This window comes from Flavicella sediminum (genome assembly GCF_006381105.1).
In the GTDB taxonomy this organism is placed as follows: domain Bacteria; phylum Bacteroidota; class Bacteroidia; order Flavobacteriales; family Flavobacteriaceae; genus Flavicella; species Flavicella sediminum.
The window spans coordinates 31846-53081 of the sequence record NZ_VDET01000016.1 but is presented as its reverse complement, the minus strand read 5'-3'; the positions used below and the strand labels follow the sequence as shown (position 1 = coordinate 53081).

General features: G+C 33.0%; 14 protein-coding genes. 9 read left to right on the top strand and 5 right to left on the bottom strand.

Features of this window, described 5'->3' with window-relative positions:
• The first annotated feature begins 31 nt into the window (after window positions 1–31).
• The 3 genes from efp to bshA all read left to right on the top strand — a co-directional run bounded on the left by efp (window position 32) and on the right by bshA (window position 2859).
• Window positions 32–598: an elongation factor P gene (gene efp, locus FGM02_RS13940; RefSeq protein WP_139959105.1), complete on the top strand. Its 567-nt coding sequence runs from the start codon at window positions 32–34 to the stop codon at window positions 596–598.
• A 79-nt stretch (window positions 599–677) separates the two neighbouring features.
• Window positions 678–1598: a UDP-3-O-(3-hydroxymyristoyl)glucosamine N-acyltransferase gene (locus FGM02_RS13935; RefSeq protein WP_139959104.1), complete on the top strand. Its 921-nt coding sequence runs from the start codon at window positions 678–680 to the stop codon at window positions 1596–1598.
• A gap of 124 nt (window positions 1599–1722) precedes the next feature.
• Window positions 1723–2859 carry an N-acetyl-alpha-D-glucosaminyl L-malate synthase BshA gene (gene bshA, locus FGM02_RS13930; protein WP_139959103.1) on the top strand — a complete coding sequence of 379 codons (1137 nt, stop codon included), beginning with the start codon at window positions 1723–1725 and terminating at the stop codon, window positions 2857–2859.
• Window positions 2860–2863: 4 nt separating this feature from the next.
• Here the strand turns inward: bshA and recQ are convergent, their stop codons facing one another.
• On the bottom strand, window positions 2864–4981 hold the full coding sequence (gene recQ / locus FGM02_RS13925) for a DNA helicase RecQ (RefSeq protein WP_139959102.1): 2118 nt from the start codon (window positions 4979–4981) through the stop codon (window positions 2864–2866).
• Window positions 4982–5115: 134 nt separating this feature from the next.
• Here recQ and FGM02_RS13920 point away from each other — a divergent pair, with 134 nt between their 5' ends.
• Entirely contained in the window at window positions 5116–6522 is a 1407-nt protein-coding gene (locus tag FGM02_RS13920) for an FAD-dependent oxidoreductase (protein WP_139959101.1), read from the top strand.
• Between the two features lie 74 nt (window positions 6523–6596).
• Here the strand turns inward: FGM02_RS13920 and aroB are convergent, their stop codons facing one another.
• The 3 genes from aroB to FGM02_RS13905 form a co-directional block, all read right to left on the bottom strand.
• A complete protein-coding gene (gene aroB / locus FGM02_RS13915; RefSeq protein ID WP_139959100.1) occupies window positions 6597–7655 on the bottom strand; it encodes a 3-dehydroquinate synthase in 1059 nt (352 codons plus the stop codon).
• A gap of 182 nt (window positions 7656–7837) precedes the next feature.
• Window positions 7838–8779 (bottom strand): alpha-E domain-containing protein, encoded by a 942-nt coding sequence (locus FGM02_RS13910; protein ID WP_139959099.1) that lies wholly within the window; start codon window positions 8777–8779, stop codon window positions 7838–7840.
• Window positions 8780–8785: 6 nt separating this feature from the next.
• Complete coding sequence (locus FGM02_RS13905; RefSeq protein WP_139959098.1) at window positions 8786–10252, bottom strand: circularly permuted type 2 ATP-grasp protein; 1467 nt, start codon at window positions 10250–10252, stop codon at window positions 8786–8788.
• Window positions 10253–10617: 365 nt separating this feature from the next.
• On the opposite strand from FGM02_RS13905, the gene FGM02_RS13900 reads away from it, so the two are divergent.
• From FGM02_RS13900 to FGM02_RS13880, 5 genes are all read left to right on the top strand, one after another.
• Window positions 10618–13953, top strand: a complete 3336-nt coding sequence (locus tag FGM02_RS13900) for a transglutaminase family protein (RefSeq protein WP_139959097.1) — start codon at window positions 10618–10620, stop codon at window positions 13951–13953.
• Window positions 13954–13963: 10 nt separating this feature from the next.
• The gene (locus tag FGM02_RS13895; protein ID WP_139959096.1) at window positions 13964–16519 is read left to right on the top strand and encodes a circularly permuted type 2 ATP-grasp protein; all 2556 of its coding nucleotides are present in this window, start codon (window positions 13964–13966) and stop codon (window positions 16517–16519) included.
• A complete protein-coding gene (locus FGM02_RS13890; protein ID WP_139959095.1) occupies window positions 16519–17436 on the top strand; it encodes a transglutaminase family protein in 918 nt (305 codons plus the stop codon). Before FGM02_RS13895 ends, FGM02_RS13890 begins: the two co-directional genes overlap by 1 nt.
• Window positions 17437–17547: 111 nt before the next feature.
• Window positions 17548–18780 carry a metallophosphoesterase gene (locus tag FGM02_RS13885; protein WP_139959094.1) on the top strand — a complete coding sequence of 411 codons (1233 nt, stop codon included), beginning with the start codon at window positions 17548–17550 and terminating at the stop codon, window positions 18778–18780.
• Window position 18781: 1 nt separating this feature from the next.
• Entirely contained in the window at window positions 18782–19297 is a 516-nt protein-coding gene (locus FGM02_RS13880) for a hypothetical protein (RefSeq protein ID WP_139959092.1), read from the top strand.
• A gap of 69 nt (window positions 19298–19366) precedes the next feature.
• Here the strand turns inward: FGM02_RS13880 and FGM02_RS13875 are convergent, their stop codons facing one another.
• Window positions 19367–21052 (bottom strand): response regulator, encoded by a 1686-nt coding sequence (locus FGM02_RS13875; protein WP_243739414.1) that lies wholly within the window; start codon window positions 21050–21052, stop codon window positions 19367–19369.
• Window positions 21053–21236 lie beyond the last annotated feature (184 nt).

Below are 21236 nucleotides of genomic sequence, written 5' to 3'. Positions count from 1 at the left end.
AATTACAAATACAAAAAATACAAAATATATTATGGCATCAACATCAGATATTAGAAACGGATTGTGTATCAAGTACAATAGTGATACTTTTAAAATAATAGAATTTCAACACGTAAAACCAGGAAAAGGTCCTGCTTTTGTTAGAACTAAATTAAAAAGTTTGACTAGTGGAAAAGTAATTGATAACACTTTTTCTGCCGGTCATAAAATTGAGGAAGTTCGTGTTGAGACTAGAAAATATCAATATTTGTATGCAGAAGGTGATATGTATAACTTTATGAATACTGATGATTACAATCAAATTACTTTGGAAAAAGTAATTTTAGATGCTCCAGATTTGATGAAAGAAGGAGAAATTGTAACCGTTGTTGTAAGATCTGAAGATGAAATGCCATTAGCGGTTGATATGCCTGCTTCTGTTATTTTAGAAGTAACGTATACGGAACCTGGAGTAAAAGGAAATACAGCAACCAATGCAACCAAACCTGCTACTGTTGAAACAGGTGCTACGGTAAATGTACCTTTGTTTATTAATGAAGGAGATAAAATTAAAGTAGAAACTACAAAAGGAACGTACCAAGAACGTATCAAAGAATAGTTTTTCTAATAAAATTATTGAAAGTCGAAGTTTTTTTACATACTTCGACTTTCTTTTTTTAACGATGTAGTAGTGGTTTATGAAGTTTCAAAAGACACAAACATTAAAGAAAATTGCTTCAATTATTGAATGTCAATTTGTAGGTGATGAAAATTTTCCTGTTTTAGGAATGAATGAAATTCATGTGGTACAGCCAGGTGATATTGTTTTTGTAGATCATCCCAAATATTACGATAAAGCCTTAGAGTCGGCTGCTACGATTGTTTTAATAAACAAAGAAGTTGCTTGTCCTGAAGGAAAAGCCTTGTTAATTTCAGAGGATCCTTTTCGAGATTTTAACAAACTAACCCAACATTTTAATCCTTTTCAACCCAGTTCTGTAACAATAAGCGCAACTGCGAAAATTGGTGCAGGTACTATTTTACAGCCCAATGTATTTGTGGGAAATCATGTGGTTATTGGTACAAATTGTGTCATTCATCCAAATGTAATTATTTATGACAACTGTATCATTGGAAACAATGTAACCATTCACGCAGGTTGTGTGCTTGGAGCGGATGCTTTTTATTACAAAAAGAGACCAGAGGCTTACGATAAATTAATTTCTGGTGGGCGTGTTGTTTTAGAAGATCATGTAGATTTAGGTGCTTTGTGTACTATTGATAAAGGGGTTTCGGGGGATACCTTGATCAAAAAAGGAACAAAAATAGACAACCAAGTCCATGTTGGGCATGACACCGTTATTGGTGAAAAATGTTTAATCGCCTCACAAACAGGAATTGCAGGCTGTGTTATTATTGAAGATGAGGTAACTATTTGGGGACAAGTAGGTACAACAAGTGGCATAACCATTGGAAAAGGCGCCGTTGTCTTAGGTCAAACGGGCGTAACCAAATCCATACAAGGAGGGAAATCTTATTTTGGAACCCCTGTAACAGAATCTAGAGAAAAACTAAAGGAATTAGCAGGTATTAAAAAAATGTTAAAAGACAAAAAATAATTTTTCTTTGTAAGATTTCTTAGGCGTTTCGTTCTAAGATACTATGAATTCATTTGAAGTGAATTTCAAAAGTTTTTAGAGTTAAAAAGAGAAGATATTTGCAACAATTGATAGAATTTAAGATATGAAAATAGGTATTGTTTGTTACCCAACTTTTGGAGGTAGTGGTGTAGTGGCAACGGAGTTAGGAATGGCTTTGGCTCATAAAGGACATGAAGTACATTTTATTACCTACAATCAGCCAGTTCGATTGGATTTTCTTTCTTCAGGTTTGCATTTTCATCAGGTTCAAATACAAGAATACCCATTGTTTCAATACCAACCATATGAGTTGGCTTTGTCTTCCAAAATGGTAGATATTGTTACAAAATTCAAATTAGAAATTCTACATGTGCATTATGCCATTCCACATGCGTATGCAGCCTATATGGCCAAGCAAATGCTAAAGGAGCAAGGCATAGATGTAAAAGTAGTTACCACATTACATGGAACGGACATAACTTTGGTTGGAAGTCACCCAAGCTATAAAAAAGCGGTGGAATTTAGTATCAATCAATCGGATGCAGTTACGACAGTTTCCAACAGTTTGAAAAATCAGACTTTGGCCTCCTTTTCAATCAAAAAAGACATTCATGTAATTTATAATTTTATTGAATTAGAAAAATATCCTGATATTTTACATGAAGAGTGTCAGCGTATTTCTATTGCCACTGAAGACGAACGTATTTTAACGCATATCAGTAATTTTAGACCGGTAAAAAGAACCAAAGATGTGATTGAAATATTTTATGAGGTTCAGAAAAAATTACCTTCTAAATTATTACTAGTAGGTGAAGGTCCAGATTTGATAGCGGCTAGAACAAGAGCAAAAGAGTTAGGGGTATTTGACAATGTGCTGTTTTTAGGAAATAGTGTAGAGTTGGAAAAAATATTGTGTTATTCTGATTTGTTCTTATTGCCTTCAGAAACTGAAAGTTTCGGATTGGCGGCTTTGGAGGCCATGGCCGCAAAAACACCTGTTATTTCAAGTAATTCTGGTGGTTTGCCAGAAGTAAATGTACAGGGGGTTACCGGTTTTTTAAGTGATGTTGGAAATGTAAAAGAAATGGCAGAAAACGCACTTTATATTTTGGAAGATAAAGAACGATTGCGACAGTTTAAAAAGAACGCTTGGGAACATTCTCGTAAATTTTCTATAGATGCTATTTTACCCGACTATGAGAAAATTTACGAAGATTTAGATGCCCAACGCGATAAGTAGTTTGTTACTTTTTTTTGTGTAACATGGTAAGTCCGAATTTTAAAATATCATAAGGTACAGCTTCTTCAAAATAGTCATAATAGGCTTTTAGGCTGTTGCTGTTATCTAATTTTATTTTCGCTTCTTTAATTAAATCCAACTCTTTTTTACTAATAAATTCATGAAGGTTAATTTCGTACCCTTCTTGGTACAATTTCGTATAATGATTTTGAATGGTTGCCAGACTTAATTTTCTTTCATTCGCAATATCTTCTGCAGAAAATCCTTTTTTATACAAATCGTAGGTGACTTCAATTGTATTTACTTTGTTGGTTTTTTTCTTCTTTTTTACGACTACTTTTTCTTTTTGAAAAGCAATGATTTCTTTGATAAAAACATAACCATAATCTTCAAACTTTTTCTTCCCAACACCATCAATGGCAAGAAAATCTTCATCAGACATCGGTCTTTCTTTTTCCATTTGTTTTAAGGCGGCATCTCCAAAAACCAAATAAGCCGGAATTCCTTTTTCTTGTGCTAGCTGTAAGCGAAGCAAACGCAACCTTTCAAACAGACTGTTATTGGCAACGCTAGTACTACTTTTTGTTGTTTTCGCTTTTTTACTTGGTTTGTCTACTACGGTTGTTAAGCGCACTTTTTCTTTGTCGAACAATACTTTTTTTGAAAACTCCGTTAATTTTAAAGCATTGTTTTCATGGAAAGCAATTTCACAATAGCCCAAATTGATTAATTGGATGACATATTGCTGCAAGTCTCTCCAAGAAATATCTCGAGCCACCCCATAGGTTTTTAGCTGTTGAAAACCTTTGTCGTAAATACTGGCATTTTGAGATCCTCGTAAAAAATCAACAAGGGTTCCTAAAGGTTCTTTTTCTTGCAATCGGAAGATGCCTGAAAGAATTTTTTGAGCAATGATGGTTCCATCAAAAAAGGCAGGTGGGTTTTTACATACATCGCAGTTCATGCAATCTTCTTCTACCAATTCACCAAAATAACTTAACAATACTTTTCTTCGGCAACTTAAGGCCTCGGTATATTGTTGCATTCTTTCTAATTTAGAAAGTTGCACTTCTTTATTTCCTGAGCTATCGGCAAATTTTTGTAGTTGGATGACATCGGCATAACTGTAAAATAAAATGGTTTTCGCTTTTAAACCATCTCTTCCGGCACGTCCAATTTCTTGGTAATACCCTTCTAAATTTTTAGGCAAATTGTAATGTATCACCCAACGAATATTCGATTTGTCAATTCCCATTCCAAAAGCAATGGTGGCGCAAATTATTTGGGATTTATCGTAAATAAAATCTTCTTGAATTTTAGAGCGTTCTTCATGATTTATTCCAGCATGATACGCTTTGGCAGGAATTCCTTTTTTTGTCAAACTACTCGCTACTTGTTCTGTAGCTTTTCGACTTAAACAATACACAATTCCAGATTCGTTTGGTTTTTGCTGAATAAAATCGATTATTTGTTTGACTCTGTCCTGTGCCGCTCGAACCTCTAAAGAAATATTTGGTCTGTCAAAAGAAGCAATATGTTTGTTTGGGTTTACTAAATTTAATTGGCTGGCAATATCTTCTCTGGTGGCCTTGTCTGCCGTTGCTGTTAGCGCTACGATAGGTGTATTGGGCAATCGTTTCTTTAGAAAACCTAATTGCGTATAAGCAGGTCTAAAATCGTGACCCCAAGAGGAAATACAATGTGCTTCATCAATGGCAATACAGCTAATTTCTATTTCTTGTAAAAGAGTTTCAAGTATAGCCAAACTTTCAGGAGCCAAATACAAGAGTTTTATTTCTCCTTTTTTAAGTTTATTTATAATTTCAAAATTTTCTTCAGCAGACTGGCTGCTGTTTAAATAGGCAGATGGAATTCCGTTGGCGTTCAACCCATCAACCTGATCCTTCATTAAAGCAATTAAAGGAGAAATAACCAAAGTAATTCCCTTAAATAACAACGCTGGTAATTGAAAACAGATAGATTTTCCTCCACCGGTAGGCATGATCACCAAATTATCATTTCCACTTAAAATGGAACTTGCAATTTTTTCTTGAAGAGGTCGGAACTTTTCATATCCAAAATATTCTTTTAAAGTACTGTGTAGTTTTGCTGTTGTAACCATTAAGAAAAATATAAATCTAGGGTAACAAAGATACTTTAAAGCGAGTGAAAATGTAGTTGGAAAGACCAATGTTTTTTTGTTTTTGTAAGTTATGGATACTTGTTGCTACTACACCATCATTAAAAATTACTTATATGAACACATTGAAATTATATGGAGCCGATTGGTGTCCGGATTGTTTAAGAGCAAAAGCCTATTTAAAAGAAAATAAAATTGACTTTGAATTTGTGGATGTCGATTTGGATAAAGAAGCAACTGCTAGAGTAGAGGCTATAAATAATGGGAAGCGAATTATTCCTACAATTATTTTTAATGATAAATCCTATACCAATCCCGATAATACGGTTTTGGCGTCTGTTTTAGGAATCAATGAGGTTGCAAAGGTTGCTTTATTTGGAGCTGATTGGTGCCCGGATTGTAGAAGAGCAAAAAGTTTTTTAACAGATAACAATATTAATTTTCAATACATTGATGTAGATGAACACCAATGGGCAACGGATAAAGTTGAGGAAATAAATAATGGAAAGCGAATTATTCCAACACTACTAATTGATGGTAAACCGTTTACAAATCCGGATAACGAAACCTTAAAAGAGGTTTTGAAGATTGATGTAAAGAAAGAACATAAAGTATATGATTCCATTATTATTGGTGGAGGAGCTGCTGGATTAACAACTTCTATCTATGCGCAAAGAGACAGATATGACACGTTAATATTAGAAAAAAAGAATATTGGTGGGAATGCCTTTTTGACCGAGAAAATCGAAAATTACCCTGGATTTACTTCAATTTCGGGCCCTGAATTAATGGCAAGAATGGAAGAACAAGCAACAACCTATGGAGCTACTATAAAAACAGGAGAAGAGGTGCTTTCTATTGATAAAAAAGGAGAGATATTTCATATAAAAACAAAGGGAAATGAATTCCTTGGAAAAACAGTGGTACTGTCTACAGGATCTACTTATAGAAAATTAGGAGTACCTAATGAAGAAAAATTAATAGGTTCAGGAATTCACTTTTGTGCAACCTGTGATGGTGCTTTTTATAGAGATAAAGATGTAATTGTTGTAGGGGGAGGGAATTCTGCCTTGGAAGAAGGTATCTTTTTGGCAGGTTTTTGTAAATCTGTAAAAATTATTCACAGATCTAAAGATTTTAAAGCATCTGAGACTTATATTCAAAAGTTAGAAAGTATTGAAAATATTACGACTTATTTGGATAAAACAACAGTTGAATTTGCAGAGAACGATAAAGAATTATTTAAAGGCGTTTTGGTAAAGGACAATGTTACCGGCGAAGAAGAATTAATTACGGCAGATGGAGCTTTTATTTTTGTGGGATTGATTCCAAATACAAAATCATTTAAAGGAATTGTAGATTTGGATGCTAGAGGATTTATTACAAGTAAAGGCTTGGCGCAAACATCTGTAAAAGGAATATTTGCTGCTGGAGATTGTAGAGAAGGAGCCATTGCACAGGTAGCAGCAGCTACAGGTGAAGGAGTTTTGGCGAGTTACGGAATACGTGAGTATTTTAAATAGAAATAAGAGTAGAAATAAAAAAAGCCTTCAGAATTTCTTCTGAAGGCTTTTTTTGTGCTTATTATTTAATTATGTTAAGCCAAATAATAATTGATAGACTCTTCTACCAAATCTAAATCGACTTTACAGTCTATTTTATACTTTGCAATGGCTTCAAGCAATACAAAATTAACTTGTCCGCTTACATTTTTTTTGTCATGTTTTAAATACTCAAAAACTTCAGGATAATCACTTGTGACAATAGGAACTTTTCCAAATAAATTGATCACATACAATTTTAAGTCCTCTACTTGCGCCATTGGAAAACCAAATAACTTATTAGAAATATAAGCTTCTGTCACCATTCCTAAAGAAATAGCCTGCCCATGTGTTAAGGTTTTTTTATGATCAGATTCTAAGAAATAAGATTCAACAGCATGACCAATGGTATGTCCATAATTTAAAATTTTACGTAAACTGCTTTCTTTTTGATCGGCTAAAACAACTTCATTTTTTATTTCAACAGAACGATGAATTAAATAAGCAACGTTTTCAAGGTTGTTATTTCTTACCTCATTGAATAAATCAAGGTCGTAAATCAATCCATGTTTGATGATTTCAGCGGTACCTGAAATAATTTCTTCTTCAGAAACGGTATTTAAATATTCCAAATCGATTAAAACCATTTCAGGATCAGAAAATATTCCGATTTGATTTTTAAGAACACCTAAATCTACGCCCGTTTTTCCTCCTACAGAAGCATCTACCATACTTAATAAAGTGGTAGGAATATTGATAAAACTAATCCCTCTTTTAAAGGTTGAAGCTACGAAACCTCCCATATCCGTAATTACGCCACCACCAAGGTTGATTAATAAACTTTTTCTGTCGGCACCAAGTTCAGTCAAAGCATTCCACAAACCGGTACAAGTTTCTAAATTTTTGTTTATTTCTCCCGATTCAATTTCAATAATTTCAATAGTTGCTTTGGTCGCTATTTCACCCATCAATTTTGGCAAACAATCTCTGTTTGTATTTTCATCTACTAAAATGAAAATCAATGAATGTGAAGTGTTTGCTAAATAATTGTTTAATTGAAGGTAGGCATTTTCTTGAAAATGAACTTGACAGCTAGTAGATTGTATGGATTTCATGAGGTTTTCTTTGAACTGCAATATTACATATTTATACGTTAATTTAAAATAGCCTAGCTAATTCATTTGTCTAATAATTTAGAAGCGCTTTTTTGAAGTGAAAATGGTGCATAAAAAAAGGATCACTTTTAAAAGCGATCCCTTTTGTGAGATTTAGTTTGTGAAAAATAGAAAGGAGTCCATTAATAATCGAAGAACTCTTTTTCAATACTTTCACATATAGACGTAACTTTCGTAATTGTATCTTCAATAAAATCAGAAAAATTTCCTTCAATTTCATTAATCGACATGTACTTATATTCGCATGTAGTTTTACTAATGAGGTATGAAGTAGAGTTTGGATCAATTCTATCTGATAATATTTTTATGTTTTTTTGAGTTGTGTTTAAGCAATTCATGATCGATCTAGGACACGAAGGGTTTAGTACTGAAAAAGCTAGTGTGTCTGCACTTACAGGAGCTTTTTTGTAAAAACGTTTCATCATGTCAAATGATTGGATACACTTTAATAAAGTAGTCCATTCGTAGCTGTTGTTAAAATTATCAGATATTTCTGACTCAGATGATTTAGCATCGATATATTTTGTGTTGATTATTCTAATAACTTGATTGGCTCTTTCTAAATGTATTCCCAAGGTCAAAATTGCATAGGTTTCATCTAAAATTAAAGTCTCGTTGATTTTACCTCTTAATGAAGCTGTTTCTTTGGTGATGGTCGCTGTAAAATCATCCAATCCTTTGTTTACAAATAAATCAACATTGTAATTTTTAATATAATAATACAATTGGTTGATGGATTCGTACAATTCAATAGAAATTAAATCCCGAGCACTACTTGCATTCTCTCTTGCGTATTTAAAACAACTTAAAATTGAAAATTCATTTTCTGGGTTTAAGGCAACATCAAATAATACTTTTTTCTCATCCACTTCCTCGTCATTTTCTATAACGGTATCGTTGACCATATAGAGTATCGATTTTAAAACGAATTGTCTTGATTGAGATATTTCATTTGGGGCATCTAAAGATGAAAAATAATTCACGTTGATAAAACGTGCAATATGTTCGGTTCTTTCAAGGTATCTTCCCATCCAGAATAAATTATTGGCAACTCTTGCTAGCATAGTTTTTTATTTTTTTAATACCCAAGTATCTTTTGACCCACCTCCTTGCGATGAATTCACGATTAAATTTCCTCTTTTTAATGCTACCCTTGTCAAGCCTCCTTTTAATACAAATTCAGTGTTTTTTCCTAACAAAGTAAAAGTTCTTAAATCTACATGTCTAGGTTCAAAAGCTTCCACTTCATCTATATAAGTTGCGTGGGTAGATAAGGACATGATTGGCTGTGCAATATATTTTCTAGGACTTGCCTTAATGACTTTTTTAACGGCTTCTATTTCTTCTTTTGTCAATTTACTTCCAATTGAAATTCCGTAACCACCAGACTCATCAACAGGTTTAATCACTAATTTATCTATATTATTTAGCACATACTCTAACTCTTTAGGGTTGTTACAGTGATAAGTATGTACATTGTTTAAAATAGGATCTTCATCCAAATAGTATTTTATGATTTTTGGCATGAAGGTATATATCGCCTTGTCATCTGCAACACCTGTACCTGGTGCATTTACCAAGCAAACATTTCCTTTTTTATACGCCTTAAATAAACCAGGAACCCCTAGTAAACTGTCCGGATTAAAAACCAATGGATCAATAAAAGCATCATCAATTCTTCTATAAATAACGTCTACTTTTTGTGGGCCGTAAATAGTTTTCATGTACACAAAATCTTTCTCAATAAAAAGATCTCTTCCTTCTACCAATTCAATTCCCATTGCTTTTGCCAAATAGGAATGTTCATAATAAGCAGAATTGTAAATTCCAGGTGTAATGACAACACAAGTAGGGTTGTCTACTCCCAAAGGTTTAACAGACTGCATCATGGCCAATAAATTCTCAGCATAATTGTCTACAGCATAAGCTGGGTAATGGTTGAAGGCACCAAATAAATTTCGTTTTAAGGAAGCTCTGTTGCTGACAACATAACTTACCCCAGATGGACATCTGATATTGTCTTCTAAAACATAATATTCTCCATCTGAATGTTTGATTAAATCTGTTCCCGAGATGTGGTTGTAAATGCCACCTGGAACTTTCAAACCATTCATTTGTTCTAAGTAATTTTCAGAAGAAACAATCATGTCCAATGGAACAATACCATCTTTTATAATTTGTTTTTTTGAATACAAATCTTTTAAGAATAAATTCAAAGCCTTACTTCTTTGCAATGCACCAGATTCAATATGACTCCATTCTTTTGCAGATATAATTCTAGGAAACAAATCGAAAGGAAATACCTGTTCTTTAACTTCTTTTTGTCCATAAACCTGGAAAGTTATTCCCTGATTTAAAAAGGAAGCTTTTGCTTTTTCATTCAACAACTGAAAATCATCAATTTGATACTCATTAAATAAGTTAAATAATGTCTCATAAATAGACCTAACCTCTTTGTTTTGGGTAAATATTTCATCATAGAATTTTGGATTTACTTCGTATGATGAAAATATTGGCAATTTTTTGTAATCACTCATCTGTTTCATTTAGGATAGGGCTAAGGTATTGAACATTGTAAATATTTTCATGAATATTGTTACAGTTTAAAGTATGTTTTTTAACAGGTTTTTACACGCTTTATTTGTGATATTTAGATTGTTAAAATTATAGAAATTGCGCTTTTATTAAAAAAAACACAAAAGAGCTATTACAATAATAGTCTAAAAATAGCATTGTTTTTTCGGTATTGTTTATTTTTTTAGGAAATAAAAAAGTGTTTCACAAATCTCCTATTTTTTTTAAAATAAACTTTTCCGGTTTGTCCTAGTAATTGTAGTAATTTAGTAAATTATTTAAACTAAATTGGTTTTTATAAATAAGGTTTGAAAATTAAAATATACATATGGCTTTAAAAGTAGTTATTTCTCATAAGACAAAATATAAATTTGATCGTTCTGTCAATTTATCACCACATATATTTAGACTTAGACCAGCTCCGCATAGTAGAACTCCAATAGAATCGTATTCTTTAAAAATTCTACCCGAAAATCATTTTTTCAACTGGCAACAAGATCCATTTGGAAATTATCAGGCACGAGTTGTTTTTCCTGATAAAACCAATGAACTGTCTATTGATATAGAAATAATAGCGGATTTAAAAACAATCAATCCATTTGATTTTTTTGTAGAAGAAAGTGCTGAAGACTATCCCTTTGTATATTCTGAAGAATTAAAAAAAGAACTACATCCTTATTTAGAAATAAATGATAGAAGTACGCTTATTCAGGAGTTTGTTAAAACGATTGATTATTCACCAAGAAAAACAATTTATTTTTTAATAGATCTGAATCAAAAAATTTATGAATATTTAAGTTATAATATCCGAATGGAACCTGGAGTTCAAACTCCAGAAGAAAGTTTGGCTTGTAAAACAGGTTCTTGTAGAGATTATGCATGGCTACTTGTACAAACGGCAAGGCATTTAGGTTTTGGAGCTCGTTTTGTTTCAGGATATATTGTTCAGTTAAAAGCCGATGAAGAGTCCTTAGATGGGCCTTCTGGACCTGCGGAAGATTTTACAGATTTGCATGCTTGGGCTGAAATTTATTTGCCTGGTGCAGGTTGGATTGGTTTTGATGCAACCTCTGGTTTGTTAGCTGGTGAGGGGCATATTCCTTTGTCGTGTACACCACATTATGATAGTGCTGCTCCTGTAACAGGAATGACAGACAAATGTGAAACGGAATTTGAGTTTGAAAATTCTGTAACAAGAATTTTAGAATCACCGAGAGTAACCAAACCATATACCGAAGATCAGTGGAAAGCCATCGAAAAATTAGGCCACAAAGTAGAACGTGATTTAGAAAAAGGAGATGTACGATTGACCATGGGAGGAGAACCTACTTTTGTCTCTATTGACGATATGGAATCTCCTGAATGGAATACCGATGCAGATGGACCTCATAAAAGAAAATTAGCAGACGATTTAACAAAACGCCTTTTGGACAAAGTTGCTAAAGGAGGTATGTTACATCATGCGCAAGGAAAATGGTATCCTGGTGAGCCACTACCACGTTGGGAAATACAGTTGTACTGGAGAAAAGACGGAAAAAAAATATGGTTTAATGAGAAATTACTTTCTTGCTTGTCTGAAAACCCAATTGTTCCCGAGAGGAGTGATTTGTTGTTTTTAGAAACTTTGACGAAGTATTTAAATGTGACCAATGAACATATTATTCCTACCTATGAAGATGCATTTTATATGCTGTGGGAAGAGGGGAATATTCCTGTTGATATTGATATAACAAAAGAAAATAGCGAAGATTTAGTTAGAGAGCGCTTGGCTCAAATCCTAGAACAAGGAACGAATAAAACCGTAGGCTATGTATTACCTTTAAATAAATCAGGTGAGCAATGGTTTACAAGTGAATGGGTGTTTAGAAGAAAACACATGTTTTTAATGCCTGGTACTTCTCCGGTCGGATTAAGATTGCCATTGAGTTCATTACAAGCCAAACCTGAATATGGGGTTTTTCCAGTATATGAACCCGATTTATTCAAAAAAAGAAAAGCTTTGCCAAGTTTTAAACGATTGGTGAATATTCGATACAAAGATTTTTGCGCAAACGGATTGGATACCAATAAACCCAAGTTTTTTGTAAAAACGGCTATCTCTGCGGAAATTAGAGACGGAAAACTCTATTTGTTTTTACCGCCTTTAGATTCTGTAGATGCATTTTTAGATTTGATTGCTTCTATTGAAGCGACAGCTAAAGAATTAAAGATTCCAGTTATTTTAGAAGGATACAATCCTCCGCACGACAATAGAATAGAATCCATGAAAATCACCCCAGATCCGGGTGTAATTGAAGTAAATGTTCATCCTATGAAAAATTGGGGTGAATTGGTTGAAAATACGCTGAGCCTTTATGAAGAAGCAAAAAAATGTAGACTAGGAACAGAAAAATTTATGTTGGATGGGAAACACACGGGTACTGGTGGTGGAAACCATGTAACGCTGGGTGGAATTTCACCTTCTGATAGTCCCTTGTTGCGTAAACCAAGTTTGCTACGTAGTTTATTAACTTTTTGGCAGCATCATCCTGGTTTGACTTATTTATTCTCTGGTTCTTTTGTCGGAGCTACAAGTCAGGCACCAAGAATTGATGAAGCCCGTATGGAAAACTTATACGAGTTGGAAATAGCCTTTAGTCAAATACCAAAAGACGGCGAGGTTCCTTTTTGGTTAACAGACCGATTGTTTAGACATCTATTAACGGATTTAACAGGAAATACACACAGAGCAGAATTTTGTATCGATAAATTATATTCTCCAGACTCCTCAACAGGTAGATTGGGAATATTAGAATTACGTGGTTTTGACATGCCTCCGCATCCACAAATGAGTTTGGTTCAAATGTTATTGGTAAGAGCATTGGTCGCATGGTTTTGGAAAAAACCTTACGAACACAACTTGGTAAGATGGGGAACAGAGCTGCATGATAAATTTTTAATAGAACATTTTGTAAGAGAAGATGTTAGAGATATAGTTCAACAATTAAATAAAGCAGGTTATAAATTTCAAGAAGATTGGTTTGATCCTTTCTTTGAATTTAGATTTCCGTTGCATGGAATGTTAGATATTGGTGATATTCATATGGAATTAAGAGCCGGTATTGAGCCTTGGAATGTTTTGGGTGAAGAAATGACAGGGGGTGGAACTGCTCGTTATGTAGATTCTTCTTTGGAGCGTTTGCAAGTAAAAGTTTCTAATTTTGTGAGCGAAAGATATGTACTTACTTGTAACGGTGTAAAAGTACAATTGCAGCCTACTCGTGTAAAAGGTGAATTTGTAGCAGGAGTTCGTTACAAAGCTTGGGATCCACATTCGGCACTGCATCCAACAATTGGGGTAGATACACCTTTAGCTTTTGATATTGTAGATACTTGGAATCGGAAATCTATTGGTGGTTGTAAATATTTTGTGGCACATCCAGGTGGACGATCTTATGAAACCTTCCCTGTAAATAGTTTTGAAGCAGAATCAAGAAGAATCAATCGTTTTTGGGATGTTGGACAAACGCAAACAGATGTCGATTTTATTGAAGAAATCACAGCGAGTGAGGTGGCAGCACCAACAAGAACTATTGAAGAACAAAAAAGTCAAAGAAAATTTAGATATAAAACGATTCCAGTAGATTCGGAGTTTCCAAATACCTTAGATTTGCGTAAAAAATAGAAAGGCAAAAATGAGTGTTGATTCCAACAAAATTTTTAAACAATATTCCGAAGATTTAAAAGGATATGATGAACTTTTAAAATCGAATAAAGCAATAAATAGCAACTGGGGACAGTTATTAGAAAATGTCCAAACCATAGGATTAGAAGTATTTCAAGAGCTTCAAAGTGAAATTGACTGGTTGATGGTTGAAAACGGGGTTACTTATAATGTATATAATGACCCTAATGGTTTGCATAGACCCTGGCAATTAAATGCCATTCCGTTCATTTTACATGAAAAGGAATGGGATACTATTGAAAAAGGAATTCAACAAAGAGCCAAGCTTTTAGATTTAATTTTGAAGGATGTTTATGGAGAACGAAAATTAATTAAGGATAAAATTGTTCCCCCTGAAGTATTTTATGAGCACAGAGGTTTTTTAAGACAATGTGATCAAATAGCTTACAGCACACCTAAGAACTTGATGATCTATTCTGCGGAATTATCAAGAGGTCCAGATGGAAGAATGTGGGTGGTCAATGATAGAACTCAGGCACCTTCAGGAATGGGCTATGCCTTAGAAAACAGATTTACAACAAGTAGAATTGCTTCTGAACTATTTAAAAATATCAACGTTAAACAGCCGTCTAAGTTTTTTAACGACTTTAGTCAAATGTTAATAGATGCAGCTCCAAAAGGAGTTGAAGATCCTACCATTGTCATTTTAACTCCAGGACCTCATAATGAGACCTATTTTGAGCATGCTTATTTATCTACTTTATTAGGCTATCCGCTTGTAAAAGGAAACGATTTAATTGTTCGGAGTGGTTGTGTTTGGATGAAATCTTTAAATGGACTAAAAAAAGTAGATGTTATTTTAAGACGAGTTGATGACGAGTTTGTAGACCCTTTAGAGTTAAGAGAAGATTCTTATTTAGGAGTAGCAGGTTTGTTAGAAGTGGTTAGAAATAGTAATGTTACGGTCATTAATCCTGTTGGTAGTGGAATTATTGAAAACTCAGGTTTGATTCCGTTTATGAGTGCTATCTGTAAATATTATTTGAATGAAGAATTACTACTTCCTCAAATAGCTTCTTGGTGGTGTGGACAAGATAAAGAAAGAAGTTTTGTTTTAAAAAATATAAAAAAATATGTGATCAAAAGAATTGACAAATCGAATCGTGAAAGCCTTTATTTTTGTGAATTTTTGAATGATACTGAAATAGAAAAATTAAAAGAAGAGATTTTAAGAAATCCCTATCGTTTTGTAGCTCAAGAGAAAATTTCTTTTTCTTCAGCACCCAATTATATTAAAGGAAAATTAGAGCCTCGGAAAGTTGTTTGTAGAACATTTTGCGTAGCTAAAGGCGACGGGTATTCCGTAATGCCTGGTGGATTGGTTCGTGTTGCTTCTGAAAGAAAAGAGCTGCGTGTTTCTAATCAACGTGGAGGTATTAGTAAAGATTTTTGGATTGTTAGTGATGAAAAACAAAATAGTATTCAACAAAATACTTGGAGTGTTTCTAAAAACATAAGAATTTCTGATATGAATGATTTGCCTAGTAATACGGCAGAAAATTTATTTTGGTCTGGTAGGTATTTGGGTAGGGCAGTGGTTACTTCTAGGTATTTAAGAACTGTGTTGAACAGCATGAATAACGAAAGTTATAATTCTAGAAAAACAGAATCAGAAACACTGGTTTATTTATTCAAAGCACTAACAAATTTAACGTCTACATTTCCTGGTTTTGTAGGTAAAGGAAGTGAGGAAGTTCTTAAAAACCCATTAAAAGAATTAAGATCTTTAGTTTTAGATGTGAATAGAGTTGGGTCGCTAGCACAAACTTTGGATAGTTTTAATAATTCATATTATACCTTAAGAAATTTATGGTCCAAAGATATGTGGCGTGTTTTTGATAGCATAAAAAAACTATGGGCACCCTACGACTGCGATAAAAACCACACATTAATTGACTTAATTAAGCTTTTGGATAAAACCATAACTAGGTTGATTGCTTTTATGGGATTGATAGAAGAAAGTATTTTGGTAAACCAAGGTTTGTTGCTTTATTTTATTGGTTTGCAAATGGAACAGGCTAGTATGAATATAGCCAAAGCTCGCTCTATGATTGTTTTCAATTATGAAGATGAATTAAATTATGAAATTTTAGAGGCTTTGTTAAATAGCAATGAAAGTCTCAATATATATAGATACAGTTATCGGTCTTATTTAAGTATTGACAATGTAGTAGATTTATTAATTTTGGATAAAACTTATGCAAAATCTTTGTATTATCAACTAAATAGAATTCAGAAAGATATGTCTCAATTACCGGTTCCTCAAACTGCTGATGGTTTTGAAGAATGCCAATCAAAAATTGCTGAAGTTTGTGGAATTATGGAAGCTATAAATCCTGATTTGTTGTTAAAAACGAATGAAGAAAATATTTTTAGAGAAAATTTTGATGCTACTTTATCAAAATTAAGTGATTTATTGCACGAAACAGGTTTGGCAATTTCCAATACATATTTCGATCATACCTACCAACAAACACAAATGGTAAAACAAAAAATTCGAAGTTAATGTTATACAGAATTATACACGATACTACTTATAAGTATGAGGAAGGGGTTACATTTTGTCATAATATCGCCATTTTAAAACCCAAAAATATTTTAGGTCAAGAATTGGTAACTTATGATTTAGAAATTCAACCTACTCCGGCTGAATTTTCAGAAAGAACTGATTTTTTTGGCAATACAATTACGCGCTTTTCAATTCAAAAACACCACAAAGAATTAAAAGTTGTTGCGCTTAGTAAAGTACATAGAGATTTTAGTAAGGTGCCAAATATTGATGCAGATTTAGCGGCTAAAAAAATAACATTAACGGAAACGTTAGATTTGTTAAAAGGGGTGGAAGATGCTGTTTTAGATGCGCGTCAATATCAGCTAGAATCTGTTTTGATTAAGAATATTGATGCAGAGGTGAAAGCCTATGCAGAAAAATCATTTCAACCAAATAGATCGGTTTTTGAAGCTAGTTTTGAATTGATGCAACGAATTTTTGAAGATTTTGAATTTAACCCAAATGTGACAAATGTAGCCACTCCTATTTCTGAAGTTATGAAAGAAAAGAAAGGTGTTTGTCAAGATTTTGCCCAAATTGCAATTGCTTGTTTAAGATCTGTAAATTTGCCGGCTCGTTATATTAGTGGCTATATAGAAACTTTGCCTCCTCCGGGGAAAGAAAAATTAATAGGAACAGATGCTTCACACGCATGGTTTTCCGTATATATTCCAACGTTTGGCTGGGTAGATTTTGATCCGACAAACAATCAAATTCCAAAAGATCAACATATTATTGTGGCTTGGGGACGAGACTATTACGATGTGGCTCCTTTAAAAGGAGTGCTTTATAGTAGTGGTTTAAGTACTTTAAAAGTATCTGTTGATATCCGCCCAGATGTAAGTCAGCAACAGCAACAACAGCAACAATAATTTTGCTATGACGCTTGTTGTGTAAAAAAAAGAAAATTAGTATTTATTTATGAAGGGAATTTAAAATCTGTCTATTTTTTAGCGTTAATTTGTTTTCCCGAATTAGAAATTATGTTGACAAGACTTTTAGTTATTATTGGTGTTTTAGTAGTGTTAGATACGTACCTGTTTTTTGGTTTACGATCTGTATTTGCAAAAAATAAATTTCAAGTATCCGTATTGGTTGGTTATGCAATTTTAGCCGTAGTATCCTATATTGGCTTTTATATTATGATTCAATATTTTCAAGAACGCGCTTTAAATGCAACACTTTCTCGAAATTTATGGATAGGAGTGGCTTTTTCCTTTATTATTTTTAAACTGCTGTTTTTTGTTTTTTTAGTTTTTGATGATGTAATTAGAGTTGTAAATTATCTATTTCAGTTGGTTTCTAAAATGATGGGCTATACACCGGCAACCGATTTTAACGAACGTAGAAAATTTATCATAAAATTAGGTTTGGGAGTGGCTAGTATTCCGTTTGCATCTATGTTGTATGGAATTACCAAAGGGAAATACAATTATAAAGTAAAAAAGCTGGTACTGAATTTTCCAAATTTGCCAAAAGCGTTTCATGGTTTTAAATTGGTGCAAATTTCAGATATTCATTCCGGAAGTTTTGATAGTGTTTCTGATGTGCAAAAAGGGGTCGATTTGATCAATGAGCAAAATGCCGATGTGGTTTTTTTTACAGGCGACTTGGTTAATGGAGATTCTCGTGAAGTACTTCCCTTTATTGATACTTTTAAATCCATTCAGCCCAAAGTATATTCTATTTTAGGAAACCATGATTATAGCGATTATAATAGATGGGACTCAGATGAAGCAAAAAAAGAAAATGCAGATTTGATGGATGTGTATCATAAAGAAATGAATTTTGAATTGCTTAAAAATGAGCATATAAAAATAAAAAAAGGCACCGATGAAATTACTGTTTTAGGTGTAGAAAATTGGGGGAAAGGATTTAAGCAAAAAGGAGATTTGGACAAAGCACTGCAAGGTGTAGAGAATGATGCTTTTAAAATATTATTATCGCATGACCCAACACATTGGGATTTAAAAACAATTCCACATAAAACCCATATCGACTTAACATTGGCGGGGCATACACACGGTATGCAATTTGGAATAGACATACCTGGTTTTAAATGGAGTCCTGCAAAATTTAGATATGCCAGATGGTCTGGTTTGTACAAAGAAGCCAAACAATATTTATATGTAAATAAAGGATTTGGTTTCCTTGGTTTTCCGGGTAGAGTAGGGATGTGGCCTGAGATTACGGTAATTGAATTACAGAACACTTAATATGAATGCTAAGCTAAGTCGTTGGTTAGAAAAATCGGTTGCCATTCTTCGCAATAGAATCTCTAAGAAAGATAAAAATGCAGTTCAATTTATTGAAGAAATAAATTTACGAAGAGAAGTTGTAGATACTAGCACTGCACTATTTCCTAGCATACGTATTTCTGAAATTGTAGGTCATTATCAAATTGTAGGTGCAAATAGTGAAAATTCAACAAGTGGCTATGCCGGAATTTTATCTATTGCCTATAGTGAAAATAAATTCCAAGCCAGTTGGTTTTTGGAAGGAGGTGATGTGCAAATAGGTTTTGGCGTTTTGTTTAATAATACCCTCAGTTTTAATTTTTGTTACGAATTAGAAGGGAAGGAATATACTGGGCTCGTTAGTTACGAATTTTTAACCAATGCTATTGTTTCAGGAATTTGGACAGAAGAAGGCAATGATGAATTAGGTGTAGAATTCGCAAGAAAATTACCTATTGAAATAGTAGATCCTTTGCAGTATTTCGGCATGAATTAATTTATTGAAGCTACTTTGAGCTTTTTTTTAAAAGCACTTCCCAATTAATTGTCAATACCGAAATAACGATTAGTTAGACCCATTTATTTGTTCTTCAATTTTATTTAATAAATCATCAGGATTAAATGGTTTAAATATAAAGCCATTCATTCCGCTATCTAAAATTTTATTTTTTACTTCCATAAATACAGAAGCAGATAAAGCTAAAATAGGGACTGTGGTATTAAATTTTCTGATTTCCTTTGTAGCAGTATAGCCATCCATAATTGGCATTTGTATGTCCATTAATACAAGGTCGTAGGTGTTGGCTTTTACTTTGTCAACGGCTTCTTGGCCATGTTCCGCAACGTCTACTTGCAAACCATGTTTTTCTAGTATTTGCTTTCCAACCATGACATTAATCTGGTTGTCTTCCACCAATAATAATTTTTTATTTTTTAAATTATGAACCTTTTTTTCTTCTGTTTGTATCAGTTCTTCTTTTTTAGCTTTGTATAGTTTTACTTTAAAATAAAAAGTACTACCAACAGTAACTTTACTTTCAATTTTAATTTCAGAGTCCATTGCTTCAATTATTTTCTTAACAATGGAAAGTCCTAAACCAGTCCCTCCATATAGGCGCGTAGTAGAGTTTGTAGCTTGTGTAAATGCATCAAAAATTTTGATTTGTTGTTCCTCTGTAAGTCCAATTCCCGTATCTATAATTTCAGTAACCAGTTCAAAATGATCTTCGCTTTCATTTTCTTTTCTAATTTTTAAGGTTACACTTCCATTGTCTGTAAATTTGATGGCATTAGAAATTAAATTATTAATGACCTGATTGAAACGAACAATGTCTAAAGATACGATTGGTAAGTTTTCCTCAATGTCAACAATCATATGAATACCTTTTCGTAAGCAGCTAGCTTCGTATATTTTTTTTAATTGTTTAACAGCTAAGTATATATCGGTGGGTATGGGGTCAAGCACAATTTCGTTGGACTCCATTTTACTGTAATCCAAAACATTGTTCAATAGATTTAAAAGTATTTTACCTGAATAATTCAACGCTTCAATATTTTCAACCTGTTCCGGTTTTGGGTGGCTATCTCCTAAAATATGAGACAAACCAATAATGGCATTTAAAGGGGTTCTAATTTCATGGCTCATGGTGCTTAAAAACTGTGATTTGGCATTAGAAGCTTCAATAGCTTCGTCTTTACGGTCATGAATTTTTTTGTAATAGCTCATATTTAAATTAGAAAATATGATCAATTGGCCAGTAACTAAAAGGATAGTGGTTCCAATAGAAACAGGATAAACAATCCCTCCTGCCAAAGCAGGATCCATTTGTGTGTTGGTGTATAAATTGAAATCGGTTAGGTAAAGTAGAAACCAAAAAAATGCCGTAATTGCAGAAAATGAAAAAATCATAGCTTTTTCTGTTCTATAAGAAAACATTAAAAAAGGCAAACCCAATGCAAACATTAAAATAAACTCCACACTACCCGCTTTACCAATAAAAGAGGAGGTTAGCGAAACACTAACAATAAAGGCAATCATGTATAAAAAACGGGCTAAGGTAATATGTCCCTTTTTAGAAATAATAGCCGTTACCAGAAAAACGACAGCGATAACGGCAATAAAAATACCCAATTTGTGAATTTCTAAAAAATACGCTAAAGCAGCCCAGATAGCTGAAATGATTGCAGTTAGTATAGAAAGGGTATAAACAATTTTAATTCTTCTAGGAGAAAACTTTGAAACATTGGTCATTGGGGCGATTTTTAACAGTAAATATATAATTTTTTATATTAACAAATAAATTTTACTCTCAGTAATGACGGGAAAATAATAGAAAGTTGACCTTAAATTAAGGTGAAAAACTTCTTAATTATAAACTCAGTTAATAGCTAAATAAAGATATCACAATAAATTAACTCCTAGTACTGTTTTATTA